Source organism: Paenibacillus azoreducens, from assembly GCF_021654775.1.
GTDB lineage: Bacteria > Bacillota > Bacilli > Paenibacillales > Paenibacillaceae > Paenibacillus_AQ > Paenibacillus_AQ azoreducens.
Genome location: NZ_AP025343.1, coordinates 3,162,089 through 3,176,201, shown reverse-complemented (window position 1 = coordinate 3,176,201; position 14,113 = coordinate 3,162,089). Strand labels below are relative to the sequence as shown.

The following is a 14,113-nucleotide window of genomic DNA, read 5'->3' as shown; positions in this document are numbered from 1 at the left end:
AATGGCATTTAGCCGTTTCACTCCAAGTCGAGGGTCCATACATTGTTTTTATACGTCCAACAAAGGGGAAGGGAGGAAACTGATACCTATTCGATCAGATAACAGCAATTGATTTAACCGAAGACGCTAAAGCTGATTTGAAAGGATGATTTCATTTTTTGTAAAGGAATGATAAGATGCCTAACTACAATGTGTTTCAAAATGACCCGGACAACCTTCGTACACTCATTTTCGGTCGGGATTCCACCAACACCGCCCGTGTGATCGCAACGGATACTTCCGGGAATATTACATCCGTTATTCTTGGAGGCACGATTACAAGTGTACTGGGCACCACCATCACCGCTGGTACGCTTTCCTCCGCTGGTACGGTCACCAATATTCTCGATGGTACGATTACTAGCGTTCTTGGTGCTACCATCACCGCTGGTACGCTTTCTTCCGCAGGTACGGTCACGGACATCCTCAACGGTACGATTACTAGCGTCCTCGGCGCTACCATCACCGCTGGTACGCTTTCTTCCGCAGGTACGGTCACTGACATCCTCAACGGTACGATCACTAGCGTTCTTGGCGCTACCATCACTGCCGGTACGCTTTCTTCAGCCGGAACTGTCACGGACGTCCTCAACGGTACGATTACTAGCGTTCTTGGCGCTACCATCACCGCTGGTACGCTTTCTTCCGCCGGAACCGTTACCGACATCCTCAACGGTACGATCACTAGCGTCCTTGGCGCTACCATCACTGCCGGTACGCTTTCTTCAGCTGGAACTGTCACGGACATCCTCAACGGTACGATTACTAGCGTTCTTGGCGCTACCATCACCGCTGGTACGCTTTCTTCCGCAGGTACGGTAACGGACATCCTCAACGGTACAATCACTAGCGTTCTTGGCGCTACTATCACTGCCGGTACGCTTTCTTCCGCCGGAACTGTCACCGACATCCTCAACGGTACGATTACTAGCGTTCTCGGCGCTACCATCACCGCTGGTACGCTTTCTTCGGCTGGAACCGTTACTGACATCCTCAACGGTACGATTACTAGCGTCCTCGGCGCTACCATCACTGCCGGTACGCTTTCTTCCGCCGGAACCGTTACTGACATCCTCAACGGTACGATTACTAGCGTCCTCGGCGCTACCATCACTGCCGGTACGCTTTCTTCCGCTGGAACCGTCACGGACATTCTCAACGGTACGATTACTAGCGTTCTTGGCGCTACCATCACTGCCGGTACGCTTTCTTCCGCTGGAACTGTCACGGACATCCTCAACGGTACGATTACTAGCGTTCTTGGCGCTACCATCACCGCTGGTACGCTTTCTTCCGCCGGTACGGTCACGGACATCCTCAACGGTACGATTACTAGCGTTCTTGGCGCTACCATCACCGCTGGTACGCTTTCTTCCGCCGGCACGGTTACCAACATTCTGAACGGCACCATCACCAGTGTGCTTGGAACCACCGTTACGGCAGGTACTTTAAGCAGTGTAACCTCGATATCCCAGAAGAGTTTTGTCGAACAGGCCACGCTGGGCATTACGACGGGAGACGCATTTACTCCGCTTCCTGCAGTAACCACTGGCGTCCTTGGCGTATATTCCTTCTTTGTCAACAACACGGGTGCCAATCCCGTGAATACCCGGGTCGAAATCAGCGCAGACGGAACGAATTATTATATCGACACCGTCGGGGATAATCCGTTGGCTGCCGGTTCCGTAGACGTGCTCGTGCCGGCGCGCTTCCTTAAATATACCCGTCTCTCCTATCAATCGGCCACGGCAGGATCGCCATCCACCATCAATGTCATCGTTGACGCCCAAGGAACGTAAAGCTTCTTCCGTTCATACCATAAAAAGGATTGTTGAAGTCACAGGGGGAGTATACGAATTAGCGTATGCTCCTCATTCAGGAGGAAGATATATGCTGCCCACGCTAGGAGTCCATCTGATCGCGAAAGACGAAGCAGAATTCATTGGCAGATGCCTTGAATCGGTCAAAAATGCGGATGAGATAATCGTGATCGATACCGGATCCCAGGACGACACCATCAAAATTGCGCTGGAACACGGCGCCAAAGTGATTGCATTGAATTGGAAAGAAGATTTCTCACTCCCCAGAAATGAAGCGCTCCGCCAAGCAACAACAGATTGGGTATTGGTAATAGATGCGGATGAAGAACTATTGACGAGCATGGATGACATCCGGAAGCTGATCCGCGAAAGCGAAGCGGAAGGTTACGACGTAACCATTATTAACCAATTAAGCCACGATTGGGAGCATGCCGTTCGCAATCGCGCGCTCCGCCTCTTCAGAAACCGCAAGGAATACCATTTTCAAGGCAAGATCCATGAAGAAATTGAACCGTCCATCCGTGTACTTTCCGGAAAGGGGAAGATTAAAGATTCCGATATTGAAATCCGGCATACAGGATATTTGACCGAGAACATATTAAAGAAAAACAAGCTGAAACGAAATTTTCAAATACTTATCGATGCCCTGAAGGCTGATCCTGAGAATCCTTATTATCTGTACCACTTGGGGATTACGCATTGTCAAGCCGGAAACCTGGGCGAAGCCGAAAAATACATGCTTCAAGCCAAGCAGCTTGCACCCGCTGCCGCCCGCTTCAGGCCAACGCTGATCAGAGATTTGGTCAAAATCATGCTTGAACGGAATGAACCGGAACAAGCCGGATTCATATGTCTTCAGGAGATACAGCATTATCCGGATTATGCCGATCTGCATTTTGCCTACGGTCAATGCCTTGAAAACCAAGGATTATGGGAGAAAGCATTCGAATCTTACCGGAAAGCGACTATATGCCGGTCCAATTCTTACGTTACGGAAGCAGGCATGAATAGCTACGAACCTCTCGCCAAAATGGGGGCACTTGCCCTGAAGCTTGATCAGCCCGAAGAGGCGGCAAGGCTTTTTTACAATGCGGCCATCATTAATCCCTTATTCCCCCCTGCCCTGAAGGGACTCGCTTCTGCTTTCCATCGGCTAAACACCTCAGATGAAGAAATCGGTACCCTGCTTTTAAAGACAGCCGAACCTCGTAATGAACAGCAGTGGAATCTCGTTCTCGAAGCGCTTGACGGTATCGGAGCGGATCAGGAGATCATTCGGCTATGCCCTCCCCGCTGGCTTGCCGCTGACAATATCAGCATCCTGTACGGCGCTTCCCTGCTTCGTTTGCGTCGATTTAAAGAAGCCCATTCGTTTTTTTATCATGCTGCCTGCGCAGATACCTCCCCGAATGCCGAGCGGGAAATGCTTCATCTGCTTACCCAGTGGCAGCTTCAAGGTTCACTCGACCCTTACATTTGGACATTAGTTAAGACACATGAGCATGAGGATATTAAGCAGCTCGATGGTTTCCTTTTTGCCCGCCGGGAAATCGGACCTGAACACAATACCAAGGAGCAGTTCGAGAATACGTCCTTGATTCAAGGCTTGATTCGCCAGGCCATTGCAGTCGGATTGAGCAACCTGGCCCGAAAATTATCCATTTTTGACAAAGCCGGGGCGTTTACGTTTGCCAAAACGCTGTATCGGGAGGGCTATATTCTTGATGCAGCCGATCTGTTAATCTCATCACTCGATGCCCAAACACTTGACGATGAAGGCGCCTATATGCTGGCTGAAATTTTATATGACAAAGGACATTACGCCGAAGCGGCACGACTGTTCGAAAATATTTCTTCCCATGATCCATCATTCGATGCTGCTTCGATCGGAGCCGCCATCAGCTATTTGCAATTGGCTGCAGACTATCTTGACCGTGCACAATCCTCCTTGCCGGATGCGCCTAAACTTGCCCAGGAAGCGGGACAGCTTCGTTCAGCCATAAATCTGCTGCAGCGGTCCGGTTGGCATACCTCTTGGAATGATCGGCAAAGGAGATGCATCAATGAACAGAATCACAAACGGAATTTCACTGTGCATGATCGTTCGGAACGAAGCTGATCATCTCCCCCGATGCCTGCAAAGCGTTCGCCGGGCTGTGGATGAAATTATCGTTGTCGATACAGGCTCCACGGACGAGAGCATCGCCATTGCCCGCCGGTTTGGCGCTCGGGTGATCCGGACGCCTTGGGAAGGGGACTTTTCCAAAGCCCGTAATGCCGGTCTGGAACTTGCGCGCGGGACATGGATCCTGTTTATGGATGCGGATGAAGAACTCGACCGCGGGGATATTGCCGAATTGCGCCTGTGCGCCCGACATATGGAATACGAAGGATTTTTCCTGCAAGTGCTTAATCATTCGGGCAATGACATAAGGTCGGCGACGGCGACGGTCAATCCGCTTCTCCGCATGTTCCGCCGGCGGCCGGAACACCGGTTCCGGGGAAAAATCCACGAGCAAATCGCCGCCTCCATTACCGAACACCGCCCCACGGCTAAACTTCATATCACCAACATCAAGATCCATCACTACGGATACAGCAGCGCGATGGTTGCAGCCAAAGATAAAATCAGAAGAAACGCTGATCTGCTTCAGCAGGCGCTTCAGGCCGAACCAAACGATCCCTTCAATCACTACAACATGGCCGTCGAATATATGCGGATGAACGACAATGCATCTGCGCTCAGGCATATCAGGCAGGCAAAAAACCTGGCGGCACCCGAAATAAGCTACTATCATCTGCTTTTTAAATATGAAGCGCGCTGTCTGCTATCTATGGGCCGTATAGATGAAGCGCTCGATATATGTCAAAGCGGATTGGATCATTTTCCGGATTACACGGACCTTCTTCATCTGAAAGGAGTTATTCTCCTTTCTTCCGGGCAGGCTTCCGAGGCCGAAAAAGCATTCCACAAGGCCGTGGAAGCCGGACCGGCACCAGTTCATTACCATACGGAATCGGGTGCCGGTACTTATCTGTCCACTCTCGGGCTTGGCCAAATCCGGGAAGATGCCGGAGATGATGCGGGGGCCCTCCACTGGTATGCCCAGACCTTAAAACATGAGCCGGGGATGCGCCCGCCCTTTCATAAAATCATTAGGATCATGAAATCTAATCTTCAAGACAAGCTGATCCCATCCTTTATATGCGAACATCTGCAACCGGAATCTTCCGAAACAGTGAACTCGATCGCCGGACTCCTGATGGCGAACCGCTGCTATGAAGCCGCAGGCGAACTGCTTGAACGGTTCAGGCATATCGCATCCTCCCCCGAAAACGAAAAGTTGAGGTTTATCTCCAAGCTGCTGTCTGAAGGCCGGGAATTTCGCCAAAACGTAGGCATGGGCACTGTGAATCCGTCCACAAAAATTCATATCCCATCAGATGAATCAGACACGTGGAGTGATAGCTTGCAAATCGAATTGGCGTATTATGCAGGCGATACCGAAAAAGCTCTCGAAGCAGTTTATGGCATGATCGCCCCTTTGCCTTCACCGCCGTCTGCCCTCCATGCAGAAAGAAAATCGACTACAGCCCGTTTGCTGGCCGCATTCGCCGAAACCCACCTGCTACAACTGCTCCATCATCACCCCGGTCATGCCGTCATCCGCAAAGCGGTCCGTTTGCTGCCGCCCTTTGAGTACTACGAGTAAAGGAGTTCCTTTCATATGCCGCCCCTGGATCTCACTTTGTGTATGATCGTTAAAAATGAAGAGGAACACTTGGCAAAATGCCTGGATTCCGTTCGCGATCTGGTATCCGAAATTATCATCGGAGATACCGGATCCACAGACCAAACAATGGATATCGCCTTGGCTTATGGCGCACGGGTCATTCCGCTGAAGTGGAACGATGATTTTGCCGAAGCCAGGAATAAAACGCTCGATCAGGCCACCCGTTCATGGATTCTAGTCCTGGATGCCGACGAAGCAGCTGACATGTGGGATGCGGACGTTGTGTCGAAACTGCTAGTGAGCGATGAACGTATCGCAGGTTACTTTGTCCCGCTAATTAGTTTCTATGGAGATTTTAACGAAGAAGATTATTTTACGGATGCCGTGTGCAGACTGTTCCGCAATCATCCGCAGATCCGGTTTAAAGGAGCCATTCATGAGAATGCAGCAGACAGCGTCCTTGAGCTGACACGGCGTCCCATTCCTTACGCGCCGCTGCAAATCAAACACTACGGCTATCTGCAATCGGAAATCGAGCGTAAAAACAAACATCGCCGTAATTTGGAGCTGATTGAGTCCTCTCTAAATAAAGATCCGTTTAATCCCCAATTGCGTTACGCTTTAGGCACGGAGTTTTATCAGGAAAGCAAGTTTAACGAGTCGCTGCGTCATCTGATGGCGGTTATCGAGCAAAATCCCGCTTCCGGCTACATGTCGGATGTATTTTTAAAAGCGGCTTTCGCTTTGAATGTTACCGGACAATGCGAATTATCCGAATACGTCACCGACATGGGGCTGGCAAGCCATCCAGGTTTCACGGATTTGCTGGAATTCAAGGGTCTGCTGAAGGCGCAGAAAAAAGACTTTGAACAAGCGCATGAATGGATGATGAAAGCGGCAGAGCAAGGCAAAGCGGATCCGAGATACTCTTCATCATCCGGATGCGGCACGTACCGGACTCATTGGCTGTCCGGCCGGATATGCGAAAAGATGCTGCAAACGGGCCGCGCCGCCGTCCATTATATGCATGCGCTTTACTTGAATCCGGATTATCATCCGGCATGGGCGGACGCCCTGCATCTGTCTCTATTAGAACAGAACTCCGGCCATTTCAAGGAATGGATCCATACTCTTCAAAAACCCGTGTCCAAGAAACAGCAAAACCTCCTGGTTTCCGCCGCGCTGAATGCAGGTCGGGAGGATTGGCTTGATGTGATCGCCGAAATGCCGGACTTGGGTAAGACGCGGCAGGTTTGGATTGAAATGATGCGGCAATATGCACCGCAACCGGGAAACTCGCTATATTCGGAACTCCTGAAGGCCAGCGCCCGCTGGCCCGATGATGCCATCTGGATTTCCTATCTCTGGGTCTCCGCCTGGAAAGCGGGGGATAGGGAAGCCGCTGATCGCGCAGCCGAACAACTGAAAACGATCCATTCACCGTTGGTGCCCGTTCATGCCTTCCTTTCGGGCCAGGGAAATATCTCCCTTCCGGAACCAGTCGCCTTGACTGCGCTTCAGCTTTTTCTGCAGTGCCGCGCTTATGCTCAAATCCATCAGCTTCTGAAAGAGTTGTACAAACAAACATCATCCGCTCATCCCTTGCCGTCCTCGGTTATTGCGGGTCTTCTGTCCGCGCCCGCATATGTTCTGACCAAGTGGTGTCTGGATTGGCTGCCGGCATCCCCGCCCCCGCAGCGTTCCCCCTCATTGGAAGAAATTCTCCTTTATACGAGTTTCGCGCTGCGCTGCTCCTCTTCTTCATGTCTGGACGACGCCTTGCGGCTGCTCGTAGACTACGCGGATAACCCGTATGCGCTTGCCGCAAGCGCAGTATGTCTAACCGAAAAAGCCAAGCACCGCCATTCCATGTCAGTTATGAGCGGCATTCAATTGCCAAAATTGCTTCGAGCAGCAACCCTTCGTATCTAGCTGGCTTATTAGGAGGTACAAATTATAGCCGGAACGTTGAGCATGCCGCCGATTTTGTATCTGCCTTGTTTCGATTACCAGGTTCACCTCCAGCATCCCCAGCAGTTGCCGCTGGATTGCCGATCGTCATTACGGAGCTCTCTGAGGTCAGAACGCAGGAAGGAACATGTCAGAATCGGCCGATCGCCTGCTCAATTCCTCCGGCAGCTGGATGAAGCGCTGCTTCATGACCGCGCGCCGGATCTGATTACGGCGAGACGGAACAGCGCGTTCACAGAAAGCTGGATCAACCGTGCCGAATTCATCAAGGACCGCATGATCGAAAAGTTTCTGCAGAAACATGGAAGCTCCGGTTAAAGGGCGAATGCCTTTTAACCGGAGCTTTTTTCACGGTGCTAGACGATGCCATGGGCGAGAAGCAAATAACCTGGAAACAACTGCTGCTCCTTCTTTTCAAGACCGGTATACCAGAGTCTGATCGATTCCTTCCATCCGCCGCTGCCGGGAATAAAATCAAGGAAATCCAGGCTCTCCACAAAACCGATCCCCTGCTCTTCCATGAGACGGATTCCGGCGAGGCGGAACTGCTCCTTAAGGGATAGTACGGGCATCTCTACGCCATATGGCCATGAACCGGCATGCTCCGCATAAGCTTTCCCCACCCGGTAAGATCATGCTCCCTTCCAATGGCTTCGGCATTACCATCCCCGTTCATGGCTTCTCAGTCCCCCAGTTCCAGATATGAACGTAAAATGTGTTTCCATTTCTCCCTCCAAATCCCGATGTCAAAAGCGCGGGCCGCTTCTCTGGCGTTCGCCCCCAAGTAATGGCGAAGCTCCGGACGGTCGATTAAGGAAGCAACGGCCTGATACAACTCCTCTTCCGTCGGCGTAACGGTCAAGCCGTTATATCCGCTGATGATCAGATCGTTGAGGCCGCCGACATTGCCTGCGACCACCGGCAAACCGCAGCTCATCGCTTCCAGGCAAGAATAAGAGGTCCCTTCGGAAAAAATGGTGGGAATAACCGCAATGTCTGCCTGTTGGTACGCTTCGACCATTTCGTCGAACGTATAGCTGCGATGCCTGATTCGATCACGGTAAGGATTGTGATCGAGCCACTGCCGGAATGCTTTGGTAATCAGACTGTGATCAATGACTTCGCCGGCAAATTCAATACGCACCTGCGGATAATTGCGCAGCAGCCTGTCGGCAATCAGCATCATCGGGATAATTCCTCTCTCGATACTGATGCGGCGGGGATATACGATCCGGATGAAGCCAGCGTCGTCCTGCAGCCTTCTCCATCTGGCCCCGGGGGCAAACCGCACGGTATCAACCGCATTAGGAAGGAGTATGATTTGATCCGGATCGGAATACTGGCAAACCGAACGGCAAAAGGTTAGAAAATGGGAGTCTACCGATACGATTTTTTGTAAGCGGCCAAGGGCATGCTGAATATTTTTACCGACTTCCGCTTTGTGTTCGGCAGATGATGCGTAATAATCCCAATTGATTCCGTGGCAAATCCCCAGGCTTCCGTCCTTGTATTCCACCGGCTCCCAAATAAAACTTGAATAAATCAGGGGCCCTGCCGCTTCTTCCGTCATCCGGTTAAATACTTTAAGATGCTCATCCTGTCCGCATTGATATCCGCAAACCTTAATCATCCCCAAATCTTTCACGAAATCGCCGCAGTAAGAGAGTTGATGGATGACGGGTTTATGGTTCAGCTCCGTTAGGATACCGCATAATTCATACAAATAACGCTCCAGGCCGCCGGCATAAATCTTCTCTATCTTCCCGTTATATGCATCCAGAAAGCTGTGGGTCAAAATTCCGACTTCCTTCATGATCCTTCCTCTCTCCACTCGACCAGTGTCGGATTCTTATCGAGAATCGATCGGTACTGCTGCAGATTCCCCCATATTCCTTCCGGATCCCGCCGCATGTAACGTTCATACTTTTCGATCAGCTTCTCGCGGCTAACCGCCCAACCGTAATGCTTGACGCGGAGCTCGGCCAGAAAACCGGGAAGCGCGGCATAACTTAAGGGCAGCCTGGGAACATGATGGTCCATTTGCGGATAAAAATAATAATAGCCCGGAATATACCGGACAAGCGTTCGCGTATGCCTGCGATGAATTTGCCAATGCTCGTCTTCGCGGTAATGGGTTGTGCCGCCCCAAAAATCGAAAAGACGGAAACCGACCCAGTCGAACTGGTCCTGGTTCATCAAGTCCCTCATCAGCGATTTGGCCTTATCTTCGTAAATTTCATCCGCGTCGACAGAAAGAATCCAATCGGGATCGGTTGAACAAACAAGCTCCCACAGCTGCTTGCGAAGCAGCCATTCCCTGTCAAAATGCGTATGAGGCAATATGAGCAAATGGCCTACTTTGGAAAACCGCCGGCACAGCTTGACGGTACCATCCGTGCTTGCATCGTCCACGATGACGATATCATCCACGAACCCGCTCAGATCTTCCAATACCTGCTCCAGCATCCCTTCCTCTTCATTGCGTACCTGCATGACTGCGGTAAGTCGATTATCCTTTTTTTTGCGAATCCTAATGCCATTCAGATCCATGTCTCATCCTCCCAACCGCCTGGAAGCCTGCTCGAGCAGATCCGTTTCAGAGAAGGTTATTAGCGCGTTCCAGTCGAGTAACGATGCCCGCAAAAGCTTGGATATCGCCTCATGTTTCCGGCCATGAATCCATAACAGGGTTGCTTGTATCGGTTCGCCGGATATCCCGGCAGCGAGATGAACCCGATGGCGATCCATGATCTTTGCCGCTTTTGTCCACATCCATTGCTCGAGGTACAAATCAAACAGGAATTGCTCCGCTTCCTCCGAGCCGTCCTCGCTTGCAGCTTCCTCCGCACTCCGAAAATCTTCATTTTCCCGGTAAAGCTCGGCTTCCAACAGCTTCACGCGTTCCTGAACCGCCCACTTCTCCATCCGCATCAGCGTTTCTTTCTCGCGTGGAAGCACCGCCGTGATCGCGTACGTATGAAGTGCTTGTTCAAGATCACCCTGCCGGGTTTCTATTGCAGAAAAAAAACGGTAGTGCGAATGCAAAGTACCAGGGTGTTCTTTGAGCAGCGCCAGCTCGAATGACTCTCTTAAGGCTTCAGCCGCTTCAGCCCTGCCCAGGAAATACAAATACGATGCCAGCAAATAGCTGACCGTCTCGTGCGGCCCTATCTCGCTGCGTATCCGGGTGTATGCCTGCATTTGCTGCTCCCATTGCATTCTCATCAAATCTTCAAGCGGCTTCCCTTGATCCATATACTCCAAAAACGAGCGCAGTAGTTCGCGATTCCCTTGCGTCTCTATCTGGCCTTCATCCCACCAGAGCACATTCCTCCGCTTTAGGCATTGCTCCAAATAAGTTTTCTCGGATACGGCGATAACCAGATCCGCAGCCTCCGCCAACAAGCCGCTGTATTTGTTCCATATGCGGCAATCCTCTCCGGAAGGACAGGGTTCCATAATAAACGCGATCTTGCGATAGCCGCCGCCAAGCGCCTGACAGATCCAATATGGGGAGCATACAATGGCGACATATTCACAAGGAGACTCCATTCCGCGCAAATCCGCCTTCACAAACCGAATTCCCTGTTCCTCTCTCTCATGCTCCGAGTCTTTTCCTACAAAAATCAACTCATCGCGATTCGGCAGCTGGCTGACCATTTTTTTGAAAGCAAACTCTTTCCAGGGAAGGTTAGCCCAGACCACATATTTCATAGGTTCACTCCCTACTCCGGAATTTCCGTGATTTATCATATGCTGCGAACGTGCTAAAAGTGATTTGAAAAATAGACCGCCCTATTATTGCTTCAGCCCTCAAATCTAGTGAGAGCCATTCATATATTGATTATCGAAATAGTGTATTTTTTTGCAGATAAGGAGCGATAAAACATGCCGGTGTTAACGACAGAGGTGATCTCCAACGTCACGAAAGCGGGAGGACGTCCATTCGCGCAATACGCTATCATCCTGGTCAATAATAGCGGTTTTTCCGCAAACGTATATCTTGAAGGCTTCAGCGTAAGCAATGGGAGTCAATCGATATTTGCCCAGGAAACGTTGACCCTGCCTGCCAGAGGAACTGCGGTCCGGAACTATCCCGCTTTTTTTGATTTCGCTCAATTCATCGTATATGCCTCCATGAATCAGGTCACAGTGCAAGCATTCGCCATTGATTCGAACCATGCTTATACGAAACTCCCCGTTGTGCCGATGAATTATAAACGCATTACGTCCGAGTTCAGGAATAATATTCTTGTGACAGCCTCAGAGCAAGCCGTACTCAGCTATAGAAGAACTTCTAACTTTGCACTGCCTACCCAGTTTGGGGCAGCGCTGTTTGCCCAAGGCGTTGAAATCGTATCATCATTGCCCATACGCTACAAACTTGTTCAAGGGGGGACGGTAAATGGGACTTTTCAATCTTTTCCGACTCCAACAACCAATATTCCTACGGACAGTACGGCATTGCAGGTCAATTTCACCTGTACAACCGTTACCGGAGGCCGGGTCGTCTATGAAGGACAAACATTCGGGGCATCGGAAGCGTTTTTCAATGCCGTCATTCTCTTTGACGACAACAGGCTGGCCGATCTGCCCGAGGAACAACCTTTAACCCTTGTTGTTAGTGCCATCGATGGGCCGGACCAAATTTTCGTAACATTCCGGATGATTGAAGAGTGGTAGCAAAATAACCCACAAAGAGTATCGGAAAGAAGTCCGACGCCTCTCACAGAGGGGCGCTTTTGCGAAGCAAAGGTACTGAGAGTATCGGAAAGAAGTCCGACGCCTGAAGGGCGCTTTTGCGAAGCAAAAGTACTGAGTGACGTGTAACTTTTGAAGCTTTTTCCGATTACTTTGCGGAGACCCCGAAACTTTATAAATTCTTATGCTAAAAAAGACTTCCCTAAGATCGGGAAGCCTTGTAGCGTTATTATTATATTTCATGAAGCAGAGATTAAACGAGGACTGTGGAACCCATCAAATATCGATCGATTTCGCGGGCCGCCTGACGGCCTTCATGGATCGCCCAGACAACCAGGCTTTGACCCCGGCGCATATCGCCGGCGGCAAACACTTTATCCACGTTCGTTTGGTATTTGCCGTATGCCGCCTTTACGTTTGAACGGCGGTCCGATTCCAGCCCAAGCTGATTGACGATCGTTTGCTCCGGTCCGTCAAAGCCGATGGCAATCAGCGCCATCTGTGCTTTAAATACTTTTTCCGTCCCCGGAATCGGCTCGTAAGTTTTACGCCCGCTTTCATCGACACTCCGTTTGATCTGCACGGTATGAAGTTCCTGCAAATTGCCCTCTTCGTCGCCGACGAATTTCGTCGTCATGATGGAAAACTCACGCGGATCTTGGCCACACAGCGCTTTGGCTTCCTCCTGGGCATAATCAAGCGTATAAACATTCGGAAACTGCGGCCACGGATTGTTCATCGGATCACGTTCCAGCGGAGCCTTCTCATGCGTACCGAATTGGGTAACGCTTCTTGCGCCATGACGGAGAGCAGTCGCTACGCAGTCGGAACCGGTGTCGCCGCCGCCGATGACAATGACATCCTTATCTTCCGCCGAAATATAATTTCCGTCCGACAATCCGGAATCGAGGTAACTTTTGATCGTTCCGTTTAAATAGGTCATTGCATAATGAACGCCTTTCAAGTCGCTGCCCTCGATATTAAAAGCACGCGGCTTTGTTGCGCCTCCGCAAAGCACGACCGCATCATAATCATCAACCAGCTGCTGCGAGGAAACATCCTTGCCGATTTCGGTGTTGGTGACAAAGCGGATGCCTTCGGCTGCAAGCAAATCCACGCGCCGCTGAACTACCGCTTTATCCAGCTTCATGGTCGGAATGCCATACATGAGCAGCCCTCCGATCCGGTCCGAACGCTCGTACACGGTAACGCTGTGTCCTGCTTTATTAAGCTGGGCTGCTGCCGCAAGGCCCGCCGGTCCCGATCCGACCACGGCCACGCGTTTGCCCGTTCGTTTCGCCGGAGGATTCGGTACTACCCATCCTTCCTCAAAACCTTTATCGATAATCGCTTGCTCAATCGTTTTGATGGTAACAGGCTGACCGATCAGGCCTACGGTACAGGAACCTTCGCAAGGAGCCGGACAAATCCGGCCCGTAAACTCGGGGAAATTGTTGGTTTTGTGAAGACGCTCAAGCGCTTCTTGCCATAACCCGCGGTAAATGAGGTTATTCCATTCCGGAATGAGGTTATTCACTGGACAACCGGAGGTACCTCCGGCCATGTCAATCCCCGTATGGCAGTATGGCGTGCCGCAATCCATGCAGCGGGCTCCCTGCGTGCGCAGCTCCTCTTCGGACAAATGCTTGTGGAACTCTTCCCAATCTTTTATACGTTCAGCCGGTTCGCGGTCAGCCGGCAGCTGACGGCTGTATTCCATAAATCCTGTTGGTGTAGACATGATTGTTCCCCCATCCGTTCTTTTCCTGTTGATTTTCGCATCCATCTTTATATTGGCGAATAACGATACGATCATATTTCAATTATAGTATCATCTCATTCTTTGAA

11 protein-coding genes are annotated in these 14,113 nt (G+C 50.9%); 6 read left to right on the top strand and 5 right to left on the bottom strand.

Annotated elements, in window-relative coordinates:
* Positions 1-176 precede the first annotated feature (176 nt).
* The 5 genes from L6442_RS13880 (at position 177) to L6442_RS13860 (ending at position 7,882) form a co-directional block, all read left to right on the top strand.
* Entirely contained in the window at positions 177-1,838 is a 1,662-nt protein-coding gene (locus tag L6442_RS13880) for a DUF6385 domain-containing protein (RefSeq protein WP_237100307.1), read from the top strand.
* A gap of 91 nt (positions 1,839-1,929) precedes the next feature.
* The gene (locus tag L6442_RS13875) at positions 1,930-3,978 is read left to right on the top strand and encodes a TPR domain-containing glycosyltransferase (protein ID WP_212977414.1); all 2,049 of its coding nucleotides are present in this window, start codon (positions 1,930-1,932) and stop codon (positions 3,976-3,978) included.
* Positions 3,923-5,572: a tetratricopeptide repeat-containing glycosyltransferase family 2 protein gene (locus L6442_RS13870; protein WP_212977413.1), complete on the top strand. Its 1,650-nt coding sequence runs from the start codon at positions 3,923-3,925 to the stop codon at positions 5,570-5,572. Before L6442_RS13875 ends, L6442_RS13870 begins: the two co-directional genes overlap by 56 nt.
* Before the next feature lie 15 nt (positions 5,573-5,587).
* Entirely contained in the window at positions 5,588-7,525 is a 1,938-nt protein-coding gene (locus L6442_RS13865) for a tetratricopeptide repeat-containing glycosyltransferase family 2 protein (protein WP_212977412.1), read from the top strand.
* A 42-nt stretch (positions 7,526-7,567) separates the two neighbouring features.
* Positions 7,568-7,882: a hypothetical protein gene (locus L6442_RS13860; protein ID WP_212977411.1), complete on the top strand. Its 315-nt coding sequence runs from the start codon at positions 7,568-7,570 to the stop codon at positions 7,880-7,882.
* A 38-nt stretch (positions 7,883-7,920) separates the two neighbouring features.
* Here the strand turns inward: L6442_RS13860 and L6442_RS13855 are convergent, their stop codons facing one another.
* The 4 genes from L6442_RS13855 to L6442_RS13840 are packed head-to-tail and all read right to left on the bottom strand — an operon-like array spanning position 7,921 to position 11,278.
* Entirely contained in the window at positions 7,921-8,187 is a 267-nt protein-coding gene (locus L6442_RS13855; RefSeq protein ID WP_212977410.1) for a hypothetical protein, read from the bottom strand.
* Between the two features lie 59 nt (positions 8,188-8,246).
* On the bottom strand, positions 8,247-9,377 hold the full coding sequence (locus tag L6442_RS13850) for a glycosyltransferase family 4 protein (RefSeq protein WP_212977409.1): 1,131 nt from the start codon (positions 9,375-9,377) through the stop codon (positions 8,247-8,249).
* Entirely contained in the window at positions 9,374-10,114 is a 741-nt protein-coding gene (locus L6442_RS13845; RefSeq protein ID WP_212977408.1) for a glycosyltransferase, read from the bottom strand. The genes L6442_RS13850 and L6442_RS13845 overlap by 4 nt, the downstream gene beginning before the upstream one ends.
* A 3-nt stretch (positions 10,115-10,117) precedes the next feature.
* Positions 10,118-11,278: a hypothetical protein gene (locus L6442_RS13840; RefSeq protein ID WP_212977407.1), complete on the bottom strand. Its 1,161-nt coding sequence runs from the start codon at positions 11,276-11,278 to the stop codon at positions 10,118-10,120.
* A 174-nt stretch (positions 11,279-11,452) separates the two neighbouring features.
* Here L6442_RS13840 and L6442_RS13835 point away from each other — a divergent pair, with 174 nt between their 5' ends.
* A complete protein-coding gene (locus L6442_RS13835) occupies positions 11,453-12,247 on the top strand; it encodes a hypothetical protein (protein WP_212977406.1) in 795 nt (264 codons plus the stop codon).
* A gap of 271 nt (positions 12,248-12,518) precedes the next feature.
* On the opposite strand, the gene L6442_RS13830 is transcribed toward L6442_RS13835, so the two are convergent.
* Entirely contained in the window at positions 12,519-14,006 is a 1,488-nt protein-coding gene (locus L6442_RS13830) for a glutamate synthase subunit beta (RefSeq protein WP_212977405.1), read from the bottom strand.
* Positions 14,007-14,113: the final 107 nt, after the last annotated feature.

Excerpts from the sequence above, each read along its gene's own strand:
- L6442_RS13880 (WP_237100307.1), top strand. The coding sequence starts at position 177 with ATGCCTAACTACAATGTGTTTCAAAATGACCCGGACAACCTTCGTACA.
- L6442_RS13875 (WP_212977414.1), top strand. The coding sequence starts at position 1,930 with ATGCTGCCCACGCTAGGAGTCCATCTGATCGCGAAAGACGAAGCAGAA.
- L6442_RS13870 (WP_212977413.1), top strand. The coding sequence starts at position 3,923 with ATGAACAGAATCACAAACGGAATTTCACTGTGCATGATCGTTCGGAAC.
- L6442_RS13865 (WP_212977412.1), top strand. The coding sequence starts at position 5,588 with ATGCCGCCCCTGGATCTCACTTTGTGTATGATCGTTAAAAATGAAGAG.
- L6442_RS13860 (WP_212977411.1), top strand. The coding sequence starts at position 7,568 with ATGCCGCCGATTTTGTATCTGCCTTGTTTCGATTACCAGGTTCACCTC.
- L6442_RS13850 (WP_212977409.1), bottom strand. The coding sequence starts at position 9,377 with ATGAAGGAAGTCGGAATTTTGACCCACAGCTTTCTGGATGCATATAAC.
- L6442_RS13845 (WP_212977408.1), bottom strand. The coding sequence starts at position 10,114 with ATGGATCTGAATGGCATTAGGATTCGCAAAAAAAAGGATAATCGACTT.
- L6442_RS13840 (WP_212977407.1), bottom strand. The coding sequence starts at position 11,278 with ATGAAATATGTGGTCTGGGCTAACCTTCCCTGGAAAGAGTTTGCTTTC.
- L6442_RS13835 (WP_212977406.1), top strand. The coding sequence starts at position 11,453 with ATGCCGGTGTTAACGACAGAGGTGATCTCCAACGTCACGAAAGCGGGA.
- L6442_RS13830 (WP_212977405.1), bottom strand. The coding sequence starts at position 14,006 with ATGTCTACACCAACAGGATTTATGGAATACAGCCGTCAGCTGCCGGCT.